We start from the raw sequence: 20,261 nt of genomic DNA, 5'->3' as shown, positions 1-20,261 counted from the left end.
TGATATCGGGGATACGACGGAATATTGCGCGAAACCCGGATTGCGCTTTGTTGCGGCCTGCCTTTGGATGCAGCAGAGCGGCACCGGCGGCCGGCCGGTCTAGCGCGCCAGCAGCGTGATCAGATGACTATTCTATTGCATTGCAGCAAGCGCCGCGCCAGCCGGTGAACGAACGGGCGGCAGCGGCGAACCTCGCCGCCTTGGAGAGGGGCTTACTTTTCAGCCTTGCAAGGGAAAGCCTTGCCAAGCCCGAGCGACACCATGGTCGTCGCGTTGAAGTTGCCGCGCGTGGGGTTGTCGGCGATGAACTTGCGTACTGCGTCCGTCAGTTCCTGCGGCTTGACGTCGACCGGGAGGCAAAAATACTGGCCGATCTGCGGTCCCGATGTACCGCCAATGGCTTCAATGGTGTTGTAGATGCCGTCAGCAGCACCTTCTATATAAGCCGCGCATGCGCTGCGTGAGGCCGTATCCGTCTTGGTACAAAGCATGTTCAGATCGTTGCCTGTGAACGCGGCCGCGCTGAGCGGAAACGCGAGCACACTGGCCATGACAAAAACCCGCTGCATGATGGTCCTTTCTTATGTTGGCGATTGCGGGCCAGCCTGGATGCGCAGGTGAAAACATCCTGTCTTGTTGGCCAAACCCGTCATATCCAGCGAACGAACCCGGACGCGCCATCCTTGGCTCATCATTCCCGGATCACACCCGCTGTTCCTCGTATTTTCGTCGTCTTGCACGGTCGGGACCTGTGGTCGGTCAAACCCGAGTCAGGTCCGCGCCGTGCGAGCGTCATTTTGCACTGTTTGCACCACTTTGCGATGCTCCGGACGCGCCCGCCGCGCCCTGGTTTTGCATCGCTGCCAGGCGCGCCGCCAGCCCTTGCGCCACATCTTTCTCGTGATACTGATTCGCGAAGTCCACCGCCGTCAGGCCAATCTGGTTCTTGACCCGCAAATCGGCGCCTTCATCGAGCAGCAGCTTGACCGTCGACAGATGGCCGCCGCGCGCCGCCATCATCAGCGGGGTCGTGCCGTTGGGCGAACCGGCATCGATGTAGGCCGAATGATCGAGCAGCACCTTGACCACGTCGTCATGACCGTTGGTGGCGGCGTAGTGCAGCGGCGTCCAGCCCTTCTTGTTCACCTCCGCGTCCTTCGCGATCAGCATGTTCACGAAGTTGAGGTCGTCGTTGAGCGCGGCCAGCATCATCGCGTTTTCACCGGCGGGATCGAGCTTTTCAAGGTCGATGTTCGGGTTGTCGGCGAGCAGCTTGCCTACCTTGTCCGACTTTTCCCTCGCAGCGATCACGAGCAGCGGCGTGCCGGTGTTATCGACCAGATTCGGGTCCACGCCCTGTGACAACAGCTTTTTAACGGCAGATACGTCGTCGAACTTTACCGCCTTGATCATGGAGTCAGCGGGCGCCGCGAAGGCGGGTTGCGCGATGGAAGCCGCCGTCAGCACCAGGCCCGTCACAAGGGTTCGCCACGTTTTACGCGTCAATGCGGATTGGCGGGCGGAGGACGTTGAAAGGGTCGAAGAGGAAACTGTCGAAAATGTAAGCATGTGTTCCTTGGGGATTACTTGACGTTCTGATAACAAAATTACGATCTGTCGGGCGGGCGATCAGACGCGCAGCGGTGAAGAGCCGTACCGGGGCCGTAGCGAGCTTCAGTGCCCGACTGGCTGCGGCTGTGGCTGCGGGATCTTGAACAGCGTGAAAAAATTACGGGTGGTAGCTGCCGCCAGCGCTTCTTCCGGCATCTCGCGCAATTGCGCGATGAAGCGTCCGACATAACTTACGTACGCAGGTTCATTCGATTTCCCGCGATACGGCACCGGCGCCAGATACGGCGAGTCGGTTTCAATCAGCAAACGCTCGAGCGGCACCCGTCCCGCGACGTCCTGCACGTCTTTCGCGCTCTTGAACGTCACAATGCCCGATAGCGAAATGTAAAAATCCTGGGCGAGCGCCGCTTGGGCGACGTGCCACGGCTCCGTGAAGCAATGCATCACCCCGCCCGGCACGCTCGCGCGTTCCTCGGCCATGATCCGCAGCGTGTCTTCCCACGACGAGCGTGTATGGATGATCAGCGGCTTTGCGGTGGCGTGCGCGGCCCGGATATGCGTGCGGAAGCGCTCGCGCTGCCATTCCATATCGGCAATGCTGCGTCCTTCCAGACGGTAATAGTCCAGTCCCGTCTCGCCAATGGCGACTACTTTCGGATGCCTCGCCAGTTCCACGAGATCCGCCACGCTCGGTTCGCGTGCGTCCTCGTGATCCGGATGCACGCCGACCGATGCGTAGATATGCTCGTTTTCCTCGGCGATCTTCAGCACGGAAGGCAGCGTTTCCAGATCGACCGAGACGCACAGCGCATGCGTCACCTTCAGCTCGCGCATCTTGTCGAGCACTTCGGGCAGACGGTCGGCCAGGCCTTCGAAATTGATGTGGCAATGCGAATCGACGAACATGGGAATTCCGTTAAAGCGGGATGGGTCTGGCTTTCAAGCTATAAGTCATATCGGTCGTATCGGTCAGCCGAGCCGGCGACCGAGAATCACGAGGTCTCGTTCAATGCCGTCCAGCACTGCGACGCGCGGCAGCGTGCCCCATGTCTGGAATTCGAAGCGCTGGAACAGACGCAGGCTCGGTTCGTTGTGGCCGAAGATGAAACCCAGAAGCGTGTCGATACCCAGCGCCGGAGCACGTTCCAGCGCCACTTGCAGCAACTGCTTCCCGAGCCCTTTCCCACGTGCACTTTCGGCGAGATAAATGCTGACTTCGGCGGTGCGCAGATAGGCCGGACGGCCGTAGAAATCCGAGAAACTCAGCCACGCGACGACCTCGCCATTTTCTTCAACCACCCACAGCGGCCGCGCCTTCGGGCCATGTGCATGAAACCACGCGAGCCGGCTTTCGACCGTCACGGGCTCCAGGTCGGCGGTAACAAGGCGCGACGGCACCGTGGAATTGTAGATGGCCACAATGCCGGGAAGATCGTCGAGCGTGGCGTCGCGGAAGTTGAGGTTCATAGTGCGGTCGTGTGCAAAAAGAGTGAATCGATAGTCATGCAGCAGTGAACACGTCGCGATAGCCGAGGAACAGTTCTTCGAACACCAGCCGCGCGTTCAGCGGATGGTTTTCCACCGCGCGTTGCCGCGTCACGGTCTTTTGGAAGTGGGCGAAACGCTCGGTATCGATCTGCGCAGCGCAGCGTTCGAGCGCCTTCGATGCCCCCGGGAAGTAGCGCGGACGCCCCGCCGTTTTCTGCGCGAGCAGGTCGTAAAGCCAGCGCTGCAGCCAGCCGAGCACCATGGGAACGGGCAGCTTTTGCAGGCTTTCACCGCATGCAAACGCATCGCACGCGGGACCGGCGGCCAGTTGCGCCAGCGCGAAATCACGCAGCGCGCGGTTTTCGTCCGAGGCGAGCGCCAATGCGGTCAGCGGCGCGCCGCCCGCCTCCGCCAGTACCGCCGCGGGGCGCTCCACGCCCTGCTGCGCCAGCCATGCAACGGCGGGCTCGGTGGCCGGGAGGGTCATCGGCCATTGGCGGCAGCGGCTGATGATGGTCGGCAGCAAGCGGTCTATACGCGCCGTGACCAGGATGAACACCACACCCGCCGGCGGTTCTTCCAGCGTCTTGAGCAATGCGTTGGCGGCGAACACGTTGATCGATTCCGCCGGGTATATCAATACGACGCGCAAACCGCCCCGGTGCGACCCGAGGCTGAAGAAATTCATCAGTCCGAGCACCTGATCGATCTTGATCTCCTTGCTCGGCACCTTCGTTTTCTTGCTGTCGTCCGTATCGGCCTTGTCTGCCTTGTCGTCGCTGATCAATTCACCGGCGAGCGCTTCGGGCAGCACCGCGCGGTAGTCGGGATGGTTGCCCTGGCTGAACCACAGGCAAGCCACGCAATGTCCGCACGGTTCGCGCGTGTCGGTCGGGGTTTCGCAAAGCAGGCTTTGAGCAAGATGCTGCGCAAACTGCAATTTGCCGATACCCGCGCGACCGTGCAGGAGCAACGCATGCGGCCAGCTTGCACGCAGTTGCTCGAGACGGGACCAGTCATCGGTTTGCCACGGATAGATCATGAAAAGTCTTTTGGATCAGGTGTTTGCAATGCATTCTTGCGAGTCTGAATTTACTTTAACTCGCAGGTGAAATTCAATCGATTCAATTGCTTGTTGCCAATAATTGAAGCTTTTTCTCGATTGAGCTCGAGGCTATGTCAATGACCAGAAGGCCCCGGCTGCGAAACTTGAAGTAATTTATAGTTTATGAAAATTCTTTAAGGATCAAATACTTGTGATCACTGCTTCAAGCTGTTTCTGGATATCGATAATCGACTGGGTAGCGTCGATTATCACAAACCGCTCGGGCGATTCCGCCGCCCGCCGCAAATACTCGGCCCGCGTGCGGCCGAAAAACGAATCCGATTCGCTCTCGAACTTGTCCGGAGAGCGGACCGCGCCGCGCCGTTCGCTGGCCACGTTCGTGGGTACGTCGAAGAGCACCGTCAGGTCCGGCTGGAAACCGCCCTGCACCCAGCGCTCGAGCGCTTCCAGCTTGTCACGCGGTAAACCGCGGCCGCCGCCCTGGTAGGCAAAGGTGGCGTCCGAGAAGCGATCCGAGAGCACCCAGTCGCCGCGGGCCAGCGCTGGTTCAATGATCTGCGCCAGATGTTCCCGGCGGGCCGCGAACATCAGCAACGCCTCGGTTTCGAGATCCATCGGCTGGTTGAGCAACAAGTCCCGGAGGCTTTCTCCCAGCTTCGTGCCGCCGGGTTCCCGCGTAATCACGACCGAACGGCCCGTGGCTGCGATTTTGTCGTCCAGGCGCTGACGAAACCATGCGAGGTGCGTCGTCTTGCCCGCTCCGTCAATGCCTTCAAACGTGATGAATCTGCCGCGCACCATCATTGTCCCCGGATGTACTTGTCGACGGCCCGATTGTGGTCGCCGAGATTGTCTGAAAAGAAGCTGCTGCCGTCGCCGCGCGACACGAAATACAGTGCCGGGCTGGACGCAGGATTGACCGTTGCCGCGAGCGCCGCGACGCCCGGCAGCGCGATCGGACCGGGCGGAAGGCCCATGCGCGTGTAGGTATTGTACGGAGTGTCGGTTTGCAGGTCTTTTTTCCGCAGGCGGCCGCCGTAGGCTGAACCCAGGCCGTAGATCACCGAAGGGTCGGTTTGCAGCGGCATGCCAATGCGCAGCCGGTTGGCGAACACGGCTGCAACCAGCGGCCGGTCGGCAGCACGCCCGGTTTCCTTCTCGACGATCGACGCCATGATCAGCGCCTCATAAGGCGTCTTGTACGGCAAGTTCTGCGCGCGGGTATCCCAGGCTTCGGCGAGGCGCTGCTGCATCAGCGTGTATGCGCGTTTGTAGACGGTGATGTCGCTCGTGCCTTTGTCGAAGAGGTAGGTGTCGGGGAAAAACAGGCCTTCCGCGCTCGCGCGTGCAATCACGTCATCCGGCGCACCGATTGCCTTCAGCAAGTCGGTGTCGGTCATGCCGGCCGTGTCGTGCTGCAGCGCCGGATTGCTGTCCAGTTCGTTGCGCATTTTCTGGAACGTCCACCCTTCAATGACGGTCGCCACGTACTCATTGACGTCGCCACGGGCGATTTTCTGCAGCATCTCGTAGGGCGTGATGCCCGTCTTGAACTCGTAGTTACCGGACTTGAGTTGCGACGACAGGCCGAGCGCGCGCGTCATCAGCACGAACAACTGCTGTTGGACGTGCGCGCCCCCGTGATCCAGCTGGAGGGCCACGCTGCGCAGCGTGCTGTGGGACTTGATGGTGATGTCGAGTTCGGGTGAGGCCAGATCGACCGGGCTATTCGCCCATTTGAACATGCCCGCAACGAGCGCACCGGCAACCACGACCGCGACGACCGCCGCGATCAAACATTTCTTCAAAAGGGACATGCGAAACACGCTCGAAGTAAGACCCATATAATACTTGTTCGCCTCCGCCAAAGTCAGGTCCATGAATTCCTCGACCCTCTCACCGCTTTCATCCCCCTTCGACGCCGTCCTCCACGCAGGTGTGTTTGTGCCGCTGACGCAGTTCGGCATCATCGACACCACCGGCGACGACGCCGCCGCTTTTCTTCACACGCAACTGACGAGCGACGTCCAGCATCTGGACGCATCGAGCGCGCGCCTGGCCGGTTATTGCTCGCCGAAGGGCCGCTTGCTGGCATCGTTCCTGATGTGGCGATGCGGTGAAGCCGTGCGCCTGATGCTGGCCGCCGACATACAGGCATCGGTGCAAAAACGCTTGTCGATGTTCGTGATGCGCGCGAAAGCGAAGCTCGTCGACGCCACGCCGTCGCTCGCCGCCGTGGGATTTGCCGGCGATGTCCGCAAGACGCTGTCCCGTCTCTTCGAAGCCATGCCCGACGGTGTGCATGTGAAAGTGGACGGTCCGCTCGGCTCGCTGATCCGCGTCCCCGACGCAGCAGGCCGGCCGCGTTTCCTGTGGGTCGGCCCTAAGGCCGAAGTCGAAGCGCGCCTCGCCGATATCGAAAAGCAGCTCACGCGCGCGCCGGCCGAGCTATGGGACTGGCTCGACATTCACGCGGGCGAACCGCGCATCACGCAGCCGACTTCCGAGCAATTCGTCCCGCAGATGGTCAACTTCGACGTGCTCGGCGGCGTCAACTTCAAGAAGGGGTGTTATCCCGGGCAGGAAGTGGTCGCGCGCAGCCAGTATCGCGGCACGATCAAGCGCCGCACCGCGCTGGCCCATGCCGAAACCGCGAAAGCCGGCGACGAACTGTTCCATTCCGACGACCCCGGCCAGCCGTGCGGCCTCGTGGTCAATGTAGCGCCCGCGTCCGGCGGCGGCGTGGATGCGCTGGTGGAAATCAAGCTGGCGGCGCTCGACCAGGGTTCGGTACACGTTGGAACGGTGGAGGGTCCCGCGCTGAAGTTCTCGCCGCTGCCTTACGCGCTGCCGACCGAAGTCTGATTTATTGCGGATGGTTCGCTCATGTGCCTGATTGTTTTCGACTGGCAACCTGACGCCGCGGCGTCTGATGCCGAGCGCCCGGTGCTCACGCTTGCGGCCAATCGCGACGAGTTTTTTCATCGCGAAACCGAGCCGCTGCACTGGTGGGAGGACGCGCCGGATGTCCTCGCTGGACGTGACCTGACGGGGGGCGGCACATGGCTCGGCGTGACGCGCGATGGTCGTTTCGCTGCGTTGACGAATTATCGGGCGCCTGCGGAAATGCGGCCCAACGCGCCGACGCGCGGTACCTTGGTCAGCGATTTCTTGTCCGGTGCACCGGTCGCGCCGATGGCCTATCTGGAAGCCGTAGCCCATGACGGGCATCGATACAACGGGTTCAATCTGGTCGTTGGCGACTTCACGAGGCGCGAACTGGCCTGGTACGGCAATCGTGCCGATGCACCGCCCTCGCTGCTTGACCCCGGCATTCACGGGTTGTCGAATAGCCTGCTCGATACTCCGTGGCCCAAGCTCGTCGCGCAACGCGAGGCGTTGCGGGATCTGCTTCACGTCGATGAACGGCCGTCGCTGGACAGCCTGATCGAGACCATGCGCAATCCCCAGCTCGCCGATGACCATCTGCTGCCGTCCACCGGTCTTTCGCTCGAGCGCGAGCGCGTGTTGTCGGCGGCGTTCATTGAGTCGGAGGGTTATGGCACGCGCAGTACCACGGCGCTGCGGGTCGTGGTTGTAGACGGTAAGTTTGCGCTGCAAATCAAGGAACTCAGCGACGACGATGGTTCGCACAACATCAAACGTCCCGGCGCGTTCGAACGAAACGATGCGTTCACGATCGTGCGGGCAGCTTAGGAAGACTTAGGACGGTTGAAATCAGAACGGTACTTTGTGCGCGTAAAGTTCCAGGCGTTGGTTCTTAGCTTTCCGCGACGTTCATGTATCGACGCAATGCATCTGCCGCGTCCGCATGCGCTTTTGCCACTTCCGGCACAAAACCACCCATCTTGAAGAACTCGTGCGTCATGCCTTCGTAGCGGACCAGTTCGACGGGGACATGTGCCCTTTCGAACTTGTCCGCATAGGCTACGTCTTCGTCGAAGAGCGGGTCATGATCGGCCGCTGCGATCCATGCGGGGGCAACGCCGATGAAATCCGGCATGGGGCCACGCGCGTCCAGCGGGGCGAAACGCCAGTCGTCGCGGTCCTTGTCGTTGCGTAGATACTGCGCAAAAAACCACTGGATAGTTTTCGCCGACAGCACGAAACCCTCGGCAAATTGCGCGTGCGATTGCGTATCCTGCCGCGCGCTTACGCCCGGATAAATCAGCAACTGGAGACATAGCGGGATGCCGGCATCGCGGGCGAGCAATGCGCTGACCGTCGCGAGCGTGCCGCCCGCGCTGTCTCCGCCGACCGCGAAGCGCGTGCTGTCGAGCCCCAGCGACGCCGCTTGCGCGTGAAACCATGTGAGGGCGTCGAAGGCATCGTGCACGGCGGTCGGAAACTGATGCTCGGGCGCGAGCCGATAGTCGACCGAGGCCACTGCGCAACCTGAATCGGCCGCTAGGCGCCGGCAGAGCGAGTCATGGGTATCGATACTGCCGACTACAAAACCCCCGCCATGAAAGTAGACCAGCGTAGGCGTAGGGGCGGCCCAGTTGGGCTCGACCGGGTGGTAAAGGCGCGCACGGATGGAGGCGCGATCGCGCGTGGGAATCATGAGTTCCTGAACGTCGAACATCGCGGCTGGCGGGGTGTCGAGGATCAGCGCGCTGCGCTCATAGGACGCGCGCGCGGCAGTGGGTTCAAGCGTGTGGAACGGCGGCCGCTTGGCCCTCGCGATGAGTTCGATAACCTGTGCAACGGCAGGATTCAGCGGCATGGGAGCGGGGAATTGGCGAGCGTTGGAAGCTCGCGATGATGACATAGGCGGCAAATTTGCGCGTTAGCTCGCGAATGTCCATGCCCTACCCCTGTCCCTTCACCTCCGGCTTCAACGACAACGGATCAGTCGGATTGCGCCGTTGCGTGACGTCATCGAAACGCAGTTGCACCGACGCCAGAATCCGCGGATGCGTCAGCACATAAAAGCGCCGTTCGCGCACGGCGTCGAAGGTCAATTCCGCCACCTGTTTCGCGCTCAGCTTACCGCTCTCAACCGCCTTAGTGAGCTGCTTGCCCGCTATGCGCTGCGATGCCGTGATAGGTTCATCGTTGCGCAAGCCATCGGGCCGCGCCCGCTCGGCGTTCGCAATGCCAGTTGGCACGAATGCCGGACAGAGCAACGAACAATCCACGGCCCCGCCGACAATTTTCAAATCGTGATACAGCGTCTCCGTCAAAGCAACGACCGCGTGCTTCGACGCGTTATAAACGCCCATCCCCGGAGCCGACAGCAAGCCCGCCACCGATGCCGTATTGACAATGTGCGCCGGCTCTTGGTGCGCGAGCATCAATGGCGTGAACGCGCGCACGCCATTTGCCACGCCCATGACGTTGACGCCGAACACCCACGCCCAGTCGTTCGCGCTGCTTTCCCAGACGAACCCGCCCGTGCCGACGCCCGCGTTGTTGAAGAGCAGATGCACGGCGCCGTAGGTATCGATAGTCGTGCGCGCAAGTGCATCGACCTGTGCGGCATTAGAGACGTCCGTGGGCACGCCGAGCGCTTCAGCACCCAGACCGCGCGCCATGTCGACCGTCTCCGCGAGGCCTTTCACATCGACATCGGCGAGTACGAGCTTCATGCCCAGCGCCGCGCCCTTCAATGCGAACTCGCGGCCAAAGCCGCTGCCGGCGCCCGTGATCACGGTCACTTTGCCGTCGAACTGGTCCACTCTGTCTCCTTTTGACCTTATGAGCTCGAACGTTCAGATCAGCTTGACGAGCTGCTTGCCGAAGTTCTTGCCTTTGAGCAATCCGAGAAAAGCCTCCGGGGCATTTTCCAGTCCCTGCGCAATGGTCTCGCGATATTGCAGCTTTTTCTGTGCAACCAGCCCACCGAGTTGCGTGAGCGCTTCAGGCCACACTTCCGGCGATTCGCTGACGATAAACCCCTGTACCTTCAAGCGCTGCGTGAGTAGCAACGCGGGTTTTTTAAGCGGCATGGGCGAACCGTCGTAACTCGCGATCATCCCGCACAGCGCAATACGGCCGAACGCGTTCATGCGCGACAACACGGCGTCCAGTATTTCGCCGCCGACGTTTTCGAAGTAACCGTCGGCCCCGTTGGGCAACGCGGCCTTGAGGTCGTCATGGAGGTTGCCCGCCTTGTAGTCGACGCAAGCGTCGAAACCAAGCGTCTCGGTGACATAGCGGCATTTATCCGCCCCGCCCGCGATGCCCACCGCGCGGCAGCCTGCTGCCTTCGCCAACTGGCCGACCACGCTTCCCACCGCCCCGCTCGCCGCGCTGACGACGACCGTCTCGCCCGCTTTCGGCTCGATGATCTTGTTGAGCCCCAGCCATGCGGTCACGCCCGGCATGCCGACCGGGCCGAGATACGCTGAAAGCGGGATATGGGTGTCGTCGACTTTACGCAGACCCTTGCCGTCCGACGTACCGAATTCCTGCCAGCCGTACATCCCGACCACCTTGTCGCCGATCGCAAACTTCGGATTCTTCGATTCCACCACTTCACCCACGGTCCCGCCGATCATCACCTCATTGAGCGGCTGCGAGGCCGCGTACGACTTCGAGTCGTCCATGCGGCCGCGCATGTACGGATCGAGCGAGAGGAAGTGATTGCGCACGCGTACCTCGCCGTCGGCCAGCGGCTCGAGCGGGGTGTGGACGAGCTTGAAGTTATCAACGCTTGCCGCGCCTTGCGGGCGCGAAACGAGGAGGATCTGGCGATTGATTGAATGGTGTTCTGACATCGTGATACTCCTGTGCGGTCCCGGGAGAAGCCAGGACGCGAGGCGCGCCCTGGTAGCGGCGTCAGGCGTCGCTGGGACCGGGTGTGGCGGACGGATCTGAACGCAGGCGTTGCTGTGCGATATCTCGGCCGACGGCGAGCTTGCGCATGTATTTGAAGGTGCCGAGCGCTTTGGCGACGAAGTGGCCTTCGCTGTCGCGGATCTCGCCTTCGCAATACGCCATGGTGGTGGAGCGGTGCAGCACGCGGGCAAACGCACGGAGTTCGCCGCGGCCCGGCTGCATGAAGTTGACTTTCATTTCGACGGTGACCACGCCGATGCCGTCGTCAGCGAGACTGCGCGCGGCCATTGCCAGGGCAACGTCGGCCAGCGTCATGGTCACGCCGCCGTGTGCGATGCCCCAGGTATTCATATGCGTGGCGGTCAGCGGCAGCACCACTTCGCTTGCGCCGTCTTCGGCGGTGACAAGCTGTACGCCGAGCGAATCGACGAACGGGCTTTCAGGGAGCGTGGAGAAATCGGTCATGGTCTCAGACTTCGTAATCGATGCATTGACGCGATTCACGTACCGCTGCAACGAAGTCCTTGATCGCCAGGTGCTTGGGGTGGACCTGATAGGCCTGGAGGGCTTCCGGATTGTCGAAGTCGGAGACGAGGACCACGTCATACGTAGCTTCGAAGCCGGGTTGCGCCACGCCCACTTCGAAGTGGCCCTGACCTGAAACAATGCTGCGGCAGGTTTCGAGTTTGGCTTTCAGCTTGACGATATTTTCAGCGCGGGTGCCGCCCTCGGCGCTTTCCTTCAGTTTCCACATGACGATGTGACGTAACAAGACGGGCTCCTGGTTGTAGCAAATGATTTATGCCGATCGCCCAAGCGTATCAAAAACGCCGGGCGACCGTACAAAATCACACTACTTCAAACAGCCCGGCCGCACCCTGCCCGCCACCAATGCACATGGTCACCACGACAAACTTCGCGCCGCGCCGCTTGCCTTCGATCAACGCGTGCCCCGTGAGCCGCGCGCCCGAGACGCCATACGGATGCCCCACCGCAATCGCGCCGCCGTTCACGTTCAGGCGATCAGCCGGGATACCCAAGGTATCGCGGCAATAGAGCACTTGCACGGCGAACGCTTCGTTCAGTTCCCACAAGTCGATATCGCTGACCTTGAGGCCCGCTTTCTTCAACAGCTTGGGCACCGCGAACACGGGGCCAATGCCCATTTCATCCGGCTCGCAACCTGCGACCGCAAAGCCCCGGAAAATCCCCAGTGGCTTGAGCCCTTCTTTTTCCGCCAGCGTGGCGTTCATCACCACACAGGCCGACGCGCCATCGGAAAACTGGCTCGCATTGCCCGCCGTGACCACTCCGCCGGGCATCGCGGTGCGAATCTTCGATACCCCTTCGAGCGTGGTGTCCGCGCGAATGCCTTCATCGGCGGCCAGCGTGACTTCCTTCGTGAACATGCGGCCCGTGGCTTTATCGGCGACACCGGCGAGCACCGTGATAGGCACGATTTCGTCGTTGAACTTGCCTGCCGCTTGCGCCGCTGCTGCACGCAACTGCGACTGCACGCCGTACTCGTCCTGCCGTTCCTTCGATATCTCGTAGCGCTTGGCGACGTTTTCGGCCGTCTGCAGCATCGACCAGTAGATACCGGGCTTGTTTTGCTTGAGCCAGCCATCGAACAGCATGTGCTGGTTCATCTCGTTCTGCACGCACGAGATGGACTCCACGCCGCCGGCCACATAGACGTCGCCCTCGCCGGCGATCACGCGTTGCGCCGCGAGCGCGATCGCCTGCAGGCCAGACGAGCAGAAGCGGTTCACGGTCATGCCCGGCACGCTGACCGGCAGGCCCGCGCGCAACGCAATCTGCCGCGCGATATTCATGCCGGTCGCGCCTTCCGGGTTCGCGCAACCCATGGTCACGTCTTCCACGCGCGCGGGGTCAATGCCCGCGCGCGCCACCGCCGCTTGGGTGGCGTGGCCGCCGAGCGTCGCGCCGTGGGTCATGTTGAATGCGCCACGCCAGGATTTGGCGAGGCCCGTGCGTGCCGTCGATACGATTACCGCGTCAGTCATGCTTGTCTCCACTTCGAATACGAATGTTGGTTCATTTGGCTGAACCCGCGGGTTCAAACCCACGGGTTCAAACCCACTGATTCAACCCACCGTTCAGCGCAGCAAGTCCGTCGATCCAATCCGGGATATGCCCACCGCCGTCATCTGCGCCCACGCACGCGCAAGCGAGCCGTCGAGATCGATCGCGCGACAGGCATCGTCGATAACGACCGCTTCGAAACCCGCGCTGCGCGCGTCCAGCGCCGACCACGCGACGCAATAATCCGTCGCCAGCCCGCAGCAATAGACCCGCTTCACGCCGACCTCGCGGAGATATCCCGTGAGGCCTGTCGGCGTGGTGCGATCCGCTTCCATGAAGGCCGAATAACTATCGACATCCACGTGATGACCCTTGCGGATCACCAGCCGCGCGTGCGGCACGCTCAGGTCGCGATGCAGCGCCGCGCCGTCCGTGTTCTGGACGCAATGCGCCGGCCATAAAACCTGCTCGCCGTAGCTCAGCGTGGTCATGTCGAAAGGCGCGCGTCCCGCGTGATTGTCGGCGAAGGAAATATGCTTCGCCGGGTGCCAGTCCTGCGTCAGCACGACATGCGAAAACGCACTCGCCAGCCGATTGATCACGGGCACGACTTCGTCGCCGTGAGCAACCGGCAACGCGCCGCGCGGCATGAAATCATTCTGGACATCGATCACAAGCAGGACTTCGTCAGCGCCTTTCATCGCGAATCTCACTTGGTTATAGCCAGATCTCGAATCTGGTTCTCGAATCTAGCTGTTGAAGCCACGGCCCTCTGCGGCCAGAGTGGTCACGCGCGCCGCGGGCTTCCATGCTTCGCCGTTGGCCTGGGCGCCATACTTGCGCATCGCGCGCTCGACGTTGTACAAACCGACCGTATCCGCGTACAGCATCGGTCCGCCGCGATACAGCGGGAAACCGTAGCCGGTCAGGTAGACCATGTCGACGTCCGACGCCTTCGATGCAATCCCTTCCTCCAGGATCAACGCCCCTTCGTTGACGAGCGCGAACACCAGCCGTTCGACAATCTCTTCATCGGAGATCTTGCGGCGCGTGATGCCTTGCTCCTTCGAATACGCAACGATCATCTCGTCGACGATCTTCGACGGATGCGCCGTGCGGTCCCCGGCCTTGTAGTCGTACCAGCCCGCGCCGGTCTTTTGCCCGAAGCGCCCGGTCTCGCACAAGCGGTCCGCGATCTTCGAATACTTCAGATCCGGCTTCTCCTGATAACGGCGCTTGCGGATCGCCCAGCCAATGTCGTTGCCTGCGAGGTCGCTCATGCGGAACGGTCCCATTGCGAAGCCGAATTTTTCGATCGCGCGATCCACTTGCGCCGGCAACGCGCCTTCTTCAAGCATGAAAAGCGCCTGGCGCAGATACTGCTCGATCATCCGGTTGCCGATAAAACCATCGCAGACGCCCGACACCACGGCCGTTTTCTTGATCTTCTTCGCGAGCTGCATGACGGTGGCGAGCACGTCCTTCGACGTCTTCGCGCCGCGCACGACTTCCAGCAGCTTCATCACGTTGGCCGGGCTGAAGAAGTGCATGCCGACCACGTCTTCGGGACGCTTGGTGAACGCTGCAATCTTGTCGACATCGAGCGTAGACGTATTCGATGCCAGAATCGCACCCTTCTTCGCGACCTGATCGAGTTTCGAAAACACCTGCTCTTTCACGCTGAGTTCTTCGAACACGGCTTCGATGATCAGGTCGGCGTCACCCAGTGCATCGTAGGAAAGCGTAGGCGTGATCAGCGCCATGCGTTCTTCCAGTTTATCCGCCGTAAGACGGCCCTTTTTCACGGCACTTTCGTAGTTCTTGCGGATAGTCGCAAGGCCACGATCCAGCGCTTCCTGCTTCGTTTCCAGCAGCGTCACCGGCAGGCCCGCGTTGACGAAATTCATGGCGATGCCGCCGCCCATCGTCCCTGCGCCTATCACGCCGACGCGTTCGATCTTGCGCACCGGAGTGCTCGAAGGTACGTCCGGGATCTTGCTCGCCGCCCGTTCGCCGAAAAACGCGTGCCGCAGCGCGCGGCTTTCGGGCGTCTGCACCAGCGCCACGAAACATTCGCGTTCGACGGCCATGCCTTTATCGAAACCGAGCTTCACGCCGGCTTCCACGGCATCGATACATTTGAGCGGCGCCGGGAAGTTCTTCGCGAGCGGCGTGACTCCGTTGCGAGCAAACTGGATAAACCCCTCGGCGTTCGGATGTTCGATCTTGCGATCGCGGACCTTGGGATGCGGGCCGCTTTGTGCGCCCACTTTTTGCGCAAACTTGATTGCTGTATCGAGCAGATCACCGTCCGCCATCTGATCGAACAAACCTGTGCCGGCCAGCTTCTCCGACAACACCGGCGCACCCGACACAATCATGTTCAGCGCGGTTTCCAGACCGACCGCGCGCGGCAAGCGTTGCGTGCCGCCGGCACCCGGCAGGAGGCCGAGCTTGACTTCGGGCAACGCGATCTGCGCTCCCGCCGACGCCACCCGATAATGCGCGCCCAGCGCCAGTTCGAGCCCGCCGCCCATTGCCACGCCGTGGATTGCCGCCACGACAGGCTTTGTGCTGTTTTCCACGACCTTGATGACCGTGTGCAGCGTGGGTTCCTGCGTTGCCTTGGGGGTGTTGAATTCGGTGATGTCGGCGCCGCCGGAAAACGCCTTGCCCGCGCCGGTGATCACGATCGCACTGACGGACGCGTCCGCCTGCGCGCGCTCGACACCCTCGACAATGCCAAGCCGGGTGGAATACCCGAGGCCGTTCACGGGCGGATTGTTCAGCGTAATAACGGCGATGCCGTCGCGAGTCGTGTAGTCCACTGCCATTTGTCTACCTCCATTCGATGCCTGCGAAAAGCAGATTCTCCGGGAAACTCCCGGCAAGCGCTGATTACCGTGTCGCTGAGATTGTGAGTTACGCGATAAGGATACACAAAAAAGAACGCTCGTTCAATTTCGTTATTTTGAGATGGGGTGAGCCGGAAGTGTCGGGAAGATGGGGCGGCGAATCACAGGTTACATGCCCAAGCACAATCGAGCGTCCAGCCTTGGGTTAAATGGCTGGGCGCCCGCCCGCGACAATGTACAAATCTTGCACATTGCTTTCCTCTATAACTTCATTTTTGCGCGACAGAAAGATATGTGCTGGGGACAAAAACCGGGCCGCACGCGTGCGACCCGGTTTGAACAGGAAAACAGGAGAGCCTGAAACTCACACCACTTTTTCATCCACCGTCGGCAGCACATGCTCGCGATACAGCTCTCTTAGCCGAAGTTTCTGCAGCTTGCCCGTAGCCGTATGCGGGAGCTCATCGGCGAAAACAACGTCGTCGGGCTTCCACCATTTCGCCACCTTGCCGTCGTAGAACGCGAGCAGTTCCTCCCGCGTCACGGTCGCGCCCGGACGCAGCACGACCACCACCAGCGGCCGCTCCGTCCACTTTGGATGTGAGCACGCAATGCACGCCGCTTCCGCCACTTGCGGATGCGACATCATCACGTTCTCCAGCTCGATCGAACTGATCCATTCGCCGCCCGACTTGATCACGTCCTTGCTGCGATCGGTGATCTGCATGAACCCATCGGCGTCGATGGTCGCTACATCGCCCGTCGGAAACCAGCCGTCGATCAGCGGCGAATCGTCCTTGCGGAAATATCGGCTGATCACCCACGGCCCACGCACGTGCAGATCGCCGAACGACTTGCCGTCCCAGGGGAGTTCACGGCCGTCATCGCCGACGACTTTCATGTCCACGCCGAATATCACGTGGCCCTGCTTCTCGCGAAGATGCCGCTGCTCTTCCGGCGAGCGTTGCTGCTGGCTCCAGGTGAGCTTGGCGAGCGTGCCGAGCGGCGACATCTCCGTCATGCCCCACGCGTGAATCACCTCCACGCCGTAGTCGTCCTCGAAGCTGCGCAGCATGGCCGGCGGACAGGCCGAACCGCCAATCACCGTGCGCTTGAGCGTATTGAAACGCACGTCCGCCTGCTTCATGTAGTTCAGCAGACCAAGCCAGACCGTCGGCACGCCGGCCGAAAACGTCACGCCTTCATCTTCCATGAGTTCGTAGAGCGCTTTGCCATCGAGGCAATTGCCGGGCAGCACAAGCTTCGCACCGACCAGCGCCGCGGCGTGCGGAATACCCCACGCGTTGACGTGGAACATGGGCACGACGGGCAGGATTGCATCGCGGGCGGAACAGCCCATGGCGTCCGGGAGCGATGCACCGAATGCATGCAGCACGGTTGATCGATGTGTATAGAGCGCGCCCTTCGGATTGCCGGTCGTACCCGACGTGTAGCAAAGAAACGATGCCGAGTGTTCGTCAAAAACCGGCCACGTGTAGTCGCCGTCGTATTTCGCGAGCAGCGTTTCGTAGCTGAGCACGGGCGTGGCCATATCGGCGAGATGGGTGCTGATGCAACTCTCGTCGCCCAGCGCAATCCAGCCCTTCACGTTCGGGCACTGCGGCGCAATGATGTCGACGAGCGTGGCGAACGTCATGTCGAACGCGACGTATTCGTCGTCGGCGTGATTGACGATAAACGCAACCTGGTCGGGAAAAAGCCGCGGATTGATCGTGTGGCAGACGGCGCCCATGCCGCTCACGCCGTAATAACACTCCAGATGACGATATCCATTCCACGCCAACGTGGCAACACGTTCGCCCCGCTGCACTCCCAACGCGATCAGCGCCTGCGACAGTTGTTTGGCGCGTTGTTCGCAATCGCGCCAGGTGTAGCGATGAATGTCGCCTTCAATACGGCGCGAGACAATTTCGGTATCGCCGAAATGGCGTGCAGCGTGCGATATCAACGATGAAGCGAGCAGCGGTACATCCATCATCTGGCCGAAAAGCGGCGACGTCATGGGCGAGTTCCTCACAAGTCCGGATGCACGGGTTTTGATGCCTGATCTTAATACCTTGTTCGATCCTGATTTGCCGGCCCAGCCAATGCGCAAGCCGCTCGGCGCGGGCTTGTGCAGCGGCGCGAGCGCGGATTTACAATATCGGTTAATCATGAGGTGCTCAATATGTCGTTTTCCCCAAGCAGCACCGCCGCGCAAGCCGAACTGGCAAGCCCTGCGCCCGTGGATTCGCTGCTGGCATCGATCGAAACCGATCGGCCCGATGCGTTCGTTTCACTCGGCTCCGCCTTTCTCACCCGCCTGCCCGCCGCCCCGTTGCCGGAGCCTTATCTGGTAGGCATTTCCGCCGATACCGCCGCGCAACTGGGTTTCAACGCCGCCGACGCGCAAGCTCTCGCGTTTGCCGAGCCATTTGCGGAGCTCTTCGCGGGCAATCCCACGCGTGAATGGCCGGCGGAGAAGTTGCCGTATGCGTCGGTGTATTCGGGGCATCAGTTCGGCGTGTGGGCCGGCCAGCTCGGTGATGGCCGCGCGATCGGGCTGGGCGAGATTGAACACGAGGGGACGCGTCTTGAGTTGCAGTTGAAAGGCGCGGGACGCACGCCCTATTCACGCATGGGCGATGGGCGCGCCGTACTACGGTCATCCATACGCGAATATTTGTGCTCCGAAGCCATGCACCATCTCGGCATTCCGACTACGCGGGCGTTGTGCGTCATCGGATCGGACCAGCCCGTGCGCCGCGAAACAATGGAAACGGCCGCCGTCGTGACGCGCGTCGCGCCGAGTTTCGTGCGCTTTGGCCACTTCGAGCACTTCTATGCGAACGACCGGCTCGACGAGTTGAAGAAGCTCGCCGACCACGTGATCGACCGTTTCTACCCGCAGTGCCGCGAAGCCGACGATCCTTATCTCGCGCTTCTCAATGAAGTCACCCTTCGCACCGCCGACCTGATGGCGGATTGGCAGGCCGTCGGGTTTTGCCATGGCGTGATGAACACGGACAACATGTCGATTCTCGGGCTGACGATCGACTACGGCCCGTTTGGGTTTATCGATGGATTCAATGCGATTCACATCTGCAATCACTCGGATTCGCAGGGCCGGTACGCTTATAAAATGCAGCCGCAGATTGGCTACTGGAATCTGTTTTGCCTCGCGCAAGCGCTGGTGCCGCTGTTCGGTCCGCAATACGACAGCGATACGCGCAACGACAAGGTGATCGAAGACGCGCAGCGGGTGCTGGAAGGATTCAAGGACCGTTTTGCGCCCGCGCTCGAGCGCCGCATGCGTGCAAAGCTTGGTCTGGTCGAGATTCGCGAAGGCGACGACAAACTCGCGAACCGTCTGTTCGAAGTAATGAACGCGAACCGCGCCGATTTCACGCTGACGTTCCGAAACCTGGCCAAAATGCGCAAGGCTGACGCTTCCGGCGACGCGCCGGTGCGTGACCTGTTCCTCGATCGCGCCGCTTTCGATGTCTGGGCGAACGACTACCGGCTTCGGTTGTCGGAAGAAACACAGGGCGACGAAGCGCGGGCAAGCGCGATGAACGCCGTGAATCCAAAATATGTCCTACGCAATCATCTGGCCGAAAATGCCATCCGGCTGGCAAATGAGAAGGATTTTTCCGAAGTCGAACGGCTGGCGCAGGTGCTGCGCCATCCCTTCGATGAACAACCCGAATTTGAAGCGTATGCCGACCTGCCGCCCGACTGGGCGAGCGACCTGGAAGTCAGTTGCTCTTCCTGAAATAGCCCCCAAATAATTGAGCCCGAACGAGCCGCCTGATCCGGGCTCCATCAGGCTCCGCTAAAGATCTGGAGATAGCACACCATGAACCGAGACGACCTCACGAAAGACCCCGTTGCCCCGCTGCAAAAGGACGACGCCGCGTATCGAAAGGAATTGACCGATATCCAGTACCAGGTGACACGCCACGCCGCCACCGAACGGCCGTTCACCGGCGAGTACTGGGATCACACGGAGCGCGGTGTGTATGACTGCGTGTGCTGCGGCACACCGCTGTTCGAGTCGGATACGAAATTCGATGCCGGTTGCGGCTGGCCGAGCTACTTCAAGCCGATCAACGGTGAAGTCATCAGGGAAAAGACGGATCGTGCGCACGGGATGCTGCGCATCGAGGTGCAGTGCAAGAACTGCGGTGCGCATCTGGGCCACGTTTTCGAAGACGGTCCCGCGCCGACCGGTCTGCGCTACTGCATCAACTCGGCTGCGCTACAATTCGAACCCAAGTAAGCACGTCGGGCGACGCCGGTCAGTGGAACCATGCGCCAGTAAGCCGGCGTTGGCGCGGCGAACCGCCTCGCCGCGCGCTGTCAAATGCTTGCAAACGCGGCTGACTTGCGGGCAAATCTGGCCAAAACCGGCGAAATGCGGCTGACCG

General features: G+C 61.3%; 20 protein-coding genes. 4 read left to right on the top strand and 16 right to left on the bottom strand.

Annotated features, from left to right (window positions below; all coding sequences use genetic code 11):
* Positions 1-212: 212 nt before the first annotated feature.
* From AWB69_RS37160 to mltG, 7 genes are all read right to left on the bottom strand, one after another.
* Positions 213-569, bottom strand: a complete 357-nt coding sequence (locus AWB69_RS37160; protein WP_031359334.1) for a Rap1a/Tai family immunity protein — start codon at positions 567-569, stop codon at positions 213-215.
* A 223-nt stretch (positions 570-792) separates the two neighbouring features.
* Positions 793-1,569: an ankyrin repeat domain-containing protein gene (locus tag AWB69_RS37155; protein ID WP_062091771.1), complete on the bottom strand. Its 777-nt coding sequence runs from the start codon at positions 1,567-1,569 to the stop codon at positions 793-795.
* Between the two features lie 105 nt (positions 1,570-1,674).
* Positions 1,675-2,478 (bottom strand): TatD family hydrolase, encoded by an 804-nt coding sequence (locus AWB69_RS37150; RefSeq protein ID WP_062091770.1) that lies wholly within the window; start codon positions 2,476-2,478, stop codon positions 1,675-1,677.
* 63 nt (positions 2,479-2,541) lie between these two features.
* A complete protein-coding gene (locus AWB69_RS37145; protein WP_062091769.1) occupies positions 2,542-3,039 on the bottom strand; it encodes a GNAT family N-acetyltransferase in 498 nt (165 codons plus the stop codon).
* 34 nt (positions 3,040-3,073) lie between these two features.
* Complete coding sequence (locus tag AWB69_RS37140) at positions 3,074-4,102, bottom strand: DNA polymerase III subunit delta' (protein WP_062091768.1); 1,029 nt, start codon at positions 4,100-4,102, stop codon at positions 3,074-3,076.
* 204 nt (positions 4,103-4,306) lie between these two features.
* On the bottom strand, positions 4,307-4,927 hold the full coding sequence (gene tmk, locus AWB69_RS37135) for a dTMP kinase (protein WP_062091767.1): 621 nt from the start codon (positions 4,925-4,927) through the stop codon (positions 4,307-4,309).
* Positions 4,927-5,943, bottom strand: coding sequence for an endolytic transglycosylase MltG (mltG, locus tag AWB69_RS37130; RefSeq protein ID WP_062091780.1), 1,017 nt, complete (start codon positions 5,941-5,943; stop codon positions 4,927-4,929). Before mltG ends, tmk begins: the two co-directional genes overlap by 1 nt.
* Before the next feature lie 61 nt (positions 5,944-6,004).
* On the opposite strand from mltG, the gene ygfZ reads away from it, so the two are divergent.
* Together ygfZ and AWB69_RS37120 are read left to right on the top strand one after the other, a co-directional pair.
* Positions 6,005-6,991, top strand: a complete 987-nt coding sequence (ygfZ, locus tag AWB69_RS37125) for a CAF17-like 4Fe-4S cluster assembly/insertion protein YgfZ (RefSeq protein ID WP_062091766.1) — start codon at positions 6,005-6,007, stop codon at positions 6,989-6,991.
* Between the two features lie 21 nt (positions 6,992-7,012).
* Entirely contained in the window at positions 7,013-7,843 is an 831-nt protein-coding gene (locus AWB69_RS37120; RefSeq protein WP_062091765.1) for an NRDE family protein, read from the top strand.
* 64 nt (positions 7,844-7,907) lie between these two features.
* On the opposite strand, the gene AWB69_RS37115 is transcribed toward AWB69_RS37120, so the two are convergent.
* The 9 genes from AWB69_RS37115 to AWB69_RS37075 form a co-directional block, all read right to left on the bottom strand.
* Positions 7,908-8,873 carry an alpha/beta hydrolase gene (locus tag AWB69_RS37115; protein ID WP_062091764.1) on the bottom strand — a complete coding sequence of 322 codons (966 nt, stop codon included), beginning with the start codon at positions 8,871-8,873 and terminating at the stop codon, positions 7,908-7,910.
* A gap of 85 nt (positions 8,874-8,958) precedes the next feature.
* Positions 8,959-9,828: an SDR family oxidoreductase gene (locus tag AWB69_RS37110; protein WP_062091763.1), complete on the bottom strand. Its 870-nt coding sequence runs from the start codon at positions 9,826-9,828 to the stop codon at positions 8,959-8,961.
* A gap of 33 nt (positions 9,829-9,861) precedes the next feature.
* A complete protein-coding gene (locus AWB69_RS37105; protein WP_062091762.1) occupies positions 9,862-10,869 on the bottom strand; it encodes an NADP-dependent oxidoreductase in 1,008 nt (335 codons plus the stop codon).
* Between the two features lie 61 nt (positions 10,870-10,930).
* Entirely contained in the window at positions 10,931-11,395 is a 465-nt protein-coding gene (locus AWB69_RS37100) for a PaaI family thioesterase (protein ID WP_062091761.1), read from the bottom strand.
* A gap of 4 nt (positions 11,396-11,399) precedes the next feature.
* Complete coding sequence (locus AWB69_RS37095) at positions 11,400-11,702, bottom strand: Dabb family protein (protein ID WP_062091760.1); 303 nt, start codon at positions 11,700-11,702, stop codon at positions 11,400-11,402.
* A gap of 76 nt (positions 11,703-11,778) precedes the next feature.
* Positions 11,779-12,957, bottom strand: a complete 1,179-nt coding sequence (locus AWB69_RS37090) for an acetyl-CoA C-acyltransferase (protein ID WP_062091759.1) — start codon at positions 12,955-12,957, stop codon at positions 11,779-11,781.
* Positions 12,958-13,050: 93 nt separating this feature from the next.
* Positions 13,051-13,677, bottom strand: a complete 627-nt coding sequence (gene pncA / locus AWB69_RS37085; RefSeq protein WP_062091758.1) for a bifunctional nicotinamidase/pyrazinamidase — start codon at positions 13,675-13,677, stop codon at positions 13,051-13,053.
* 48 nt (positions 13,678-13,725) lie between these two features.
* Positions 13,726-15,810, bottom strand: coding sequence for a 3-hydroxyacyl-CoA dehydrogenase NAD-binding domain-containing protein (locus tag AWB69_RS37080; RefSeq protein ID WP_062091757.1), 2,085 nt, complete (start codon positions 15,808-15,810; stop codon positions 13,726-13,728).
* 385 nt (positions 15,811-16,195) lie between these two features.
* Positions 16,196-17,854, bottom strand: coding sequence for a 3-(methylthio)propionyl-CoA ligase (locus AWB69_RS37075; protein ID WP_062091779.1), 1,659 nt, complete (start codon positions 17,852-17,854; stop codon positions 16,196-16,198).
* A gap of 165 nt (positions 17,855-18,019) precedes the next feature.
* On the opposite strand from AWB69_RS37075, the gene AWB69_RS37070 reads away from it, so the two are divergent.
* Together AWB69_RS37070 and msrB are read left to right on the top strand one after the other, a co-directional pair.
* Positions 18,020-19,606, top strand: a complete 1,587-nt coding sequence (locus AWB69_RS37070) for a protein adenylyltransferase SelO (RefSeq protein WP_062091756.1) — start codon at positions 18,020-18,022, stop codon at positions 19,604-19,606.
* An 84-nt stretch (positions 19,607-19,690) separates the two neighbouring features.
* A complete protein-coding gene (gene msrB, locus AWB69_RS37065; RefSeq protein WP_062091755.1) occupies positions 19,691-20,113 on the top strand; it encodes a peptide-methionine (R)-S-oxide reductase MsrB in 423 nt (140 codons plus the stop codon).
* The last annotated feature ends 148 nt before the right edge of the window (positions 20,114-20,261 follow it).

The sequence above is a fragment of the Caballeronia udeis genome (genome assembly GCF_001544555.2).
GTDB classification, from domain to species: Bacteria; Pseudomonadota; Gammaproteobacteria; order Burkholderiales; family Burkholderiaceae; genus Caballeronia; species Caballeronia udeis.
Note: the sequence above shows the minus strand (reverse complement) of the source record. Positions and strands in the feature narration are given on the sequence as shown.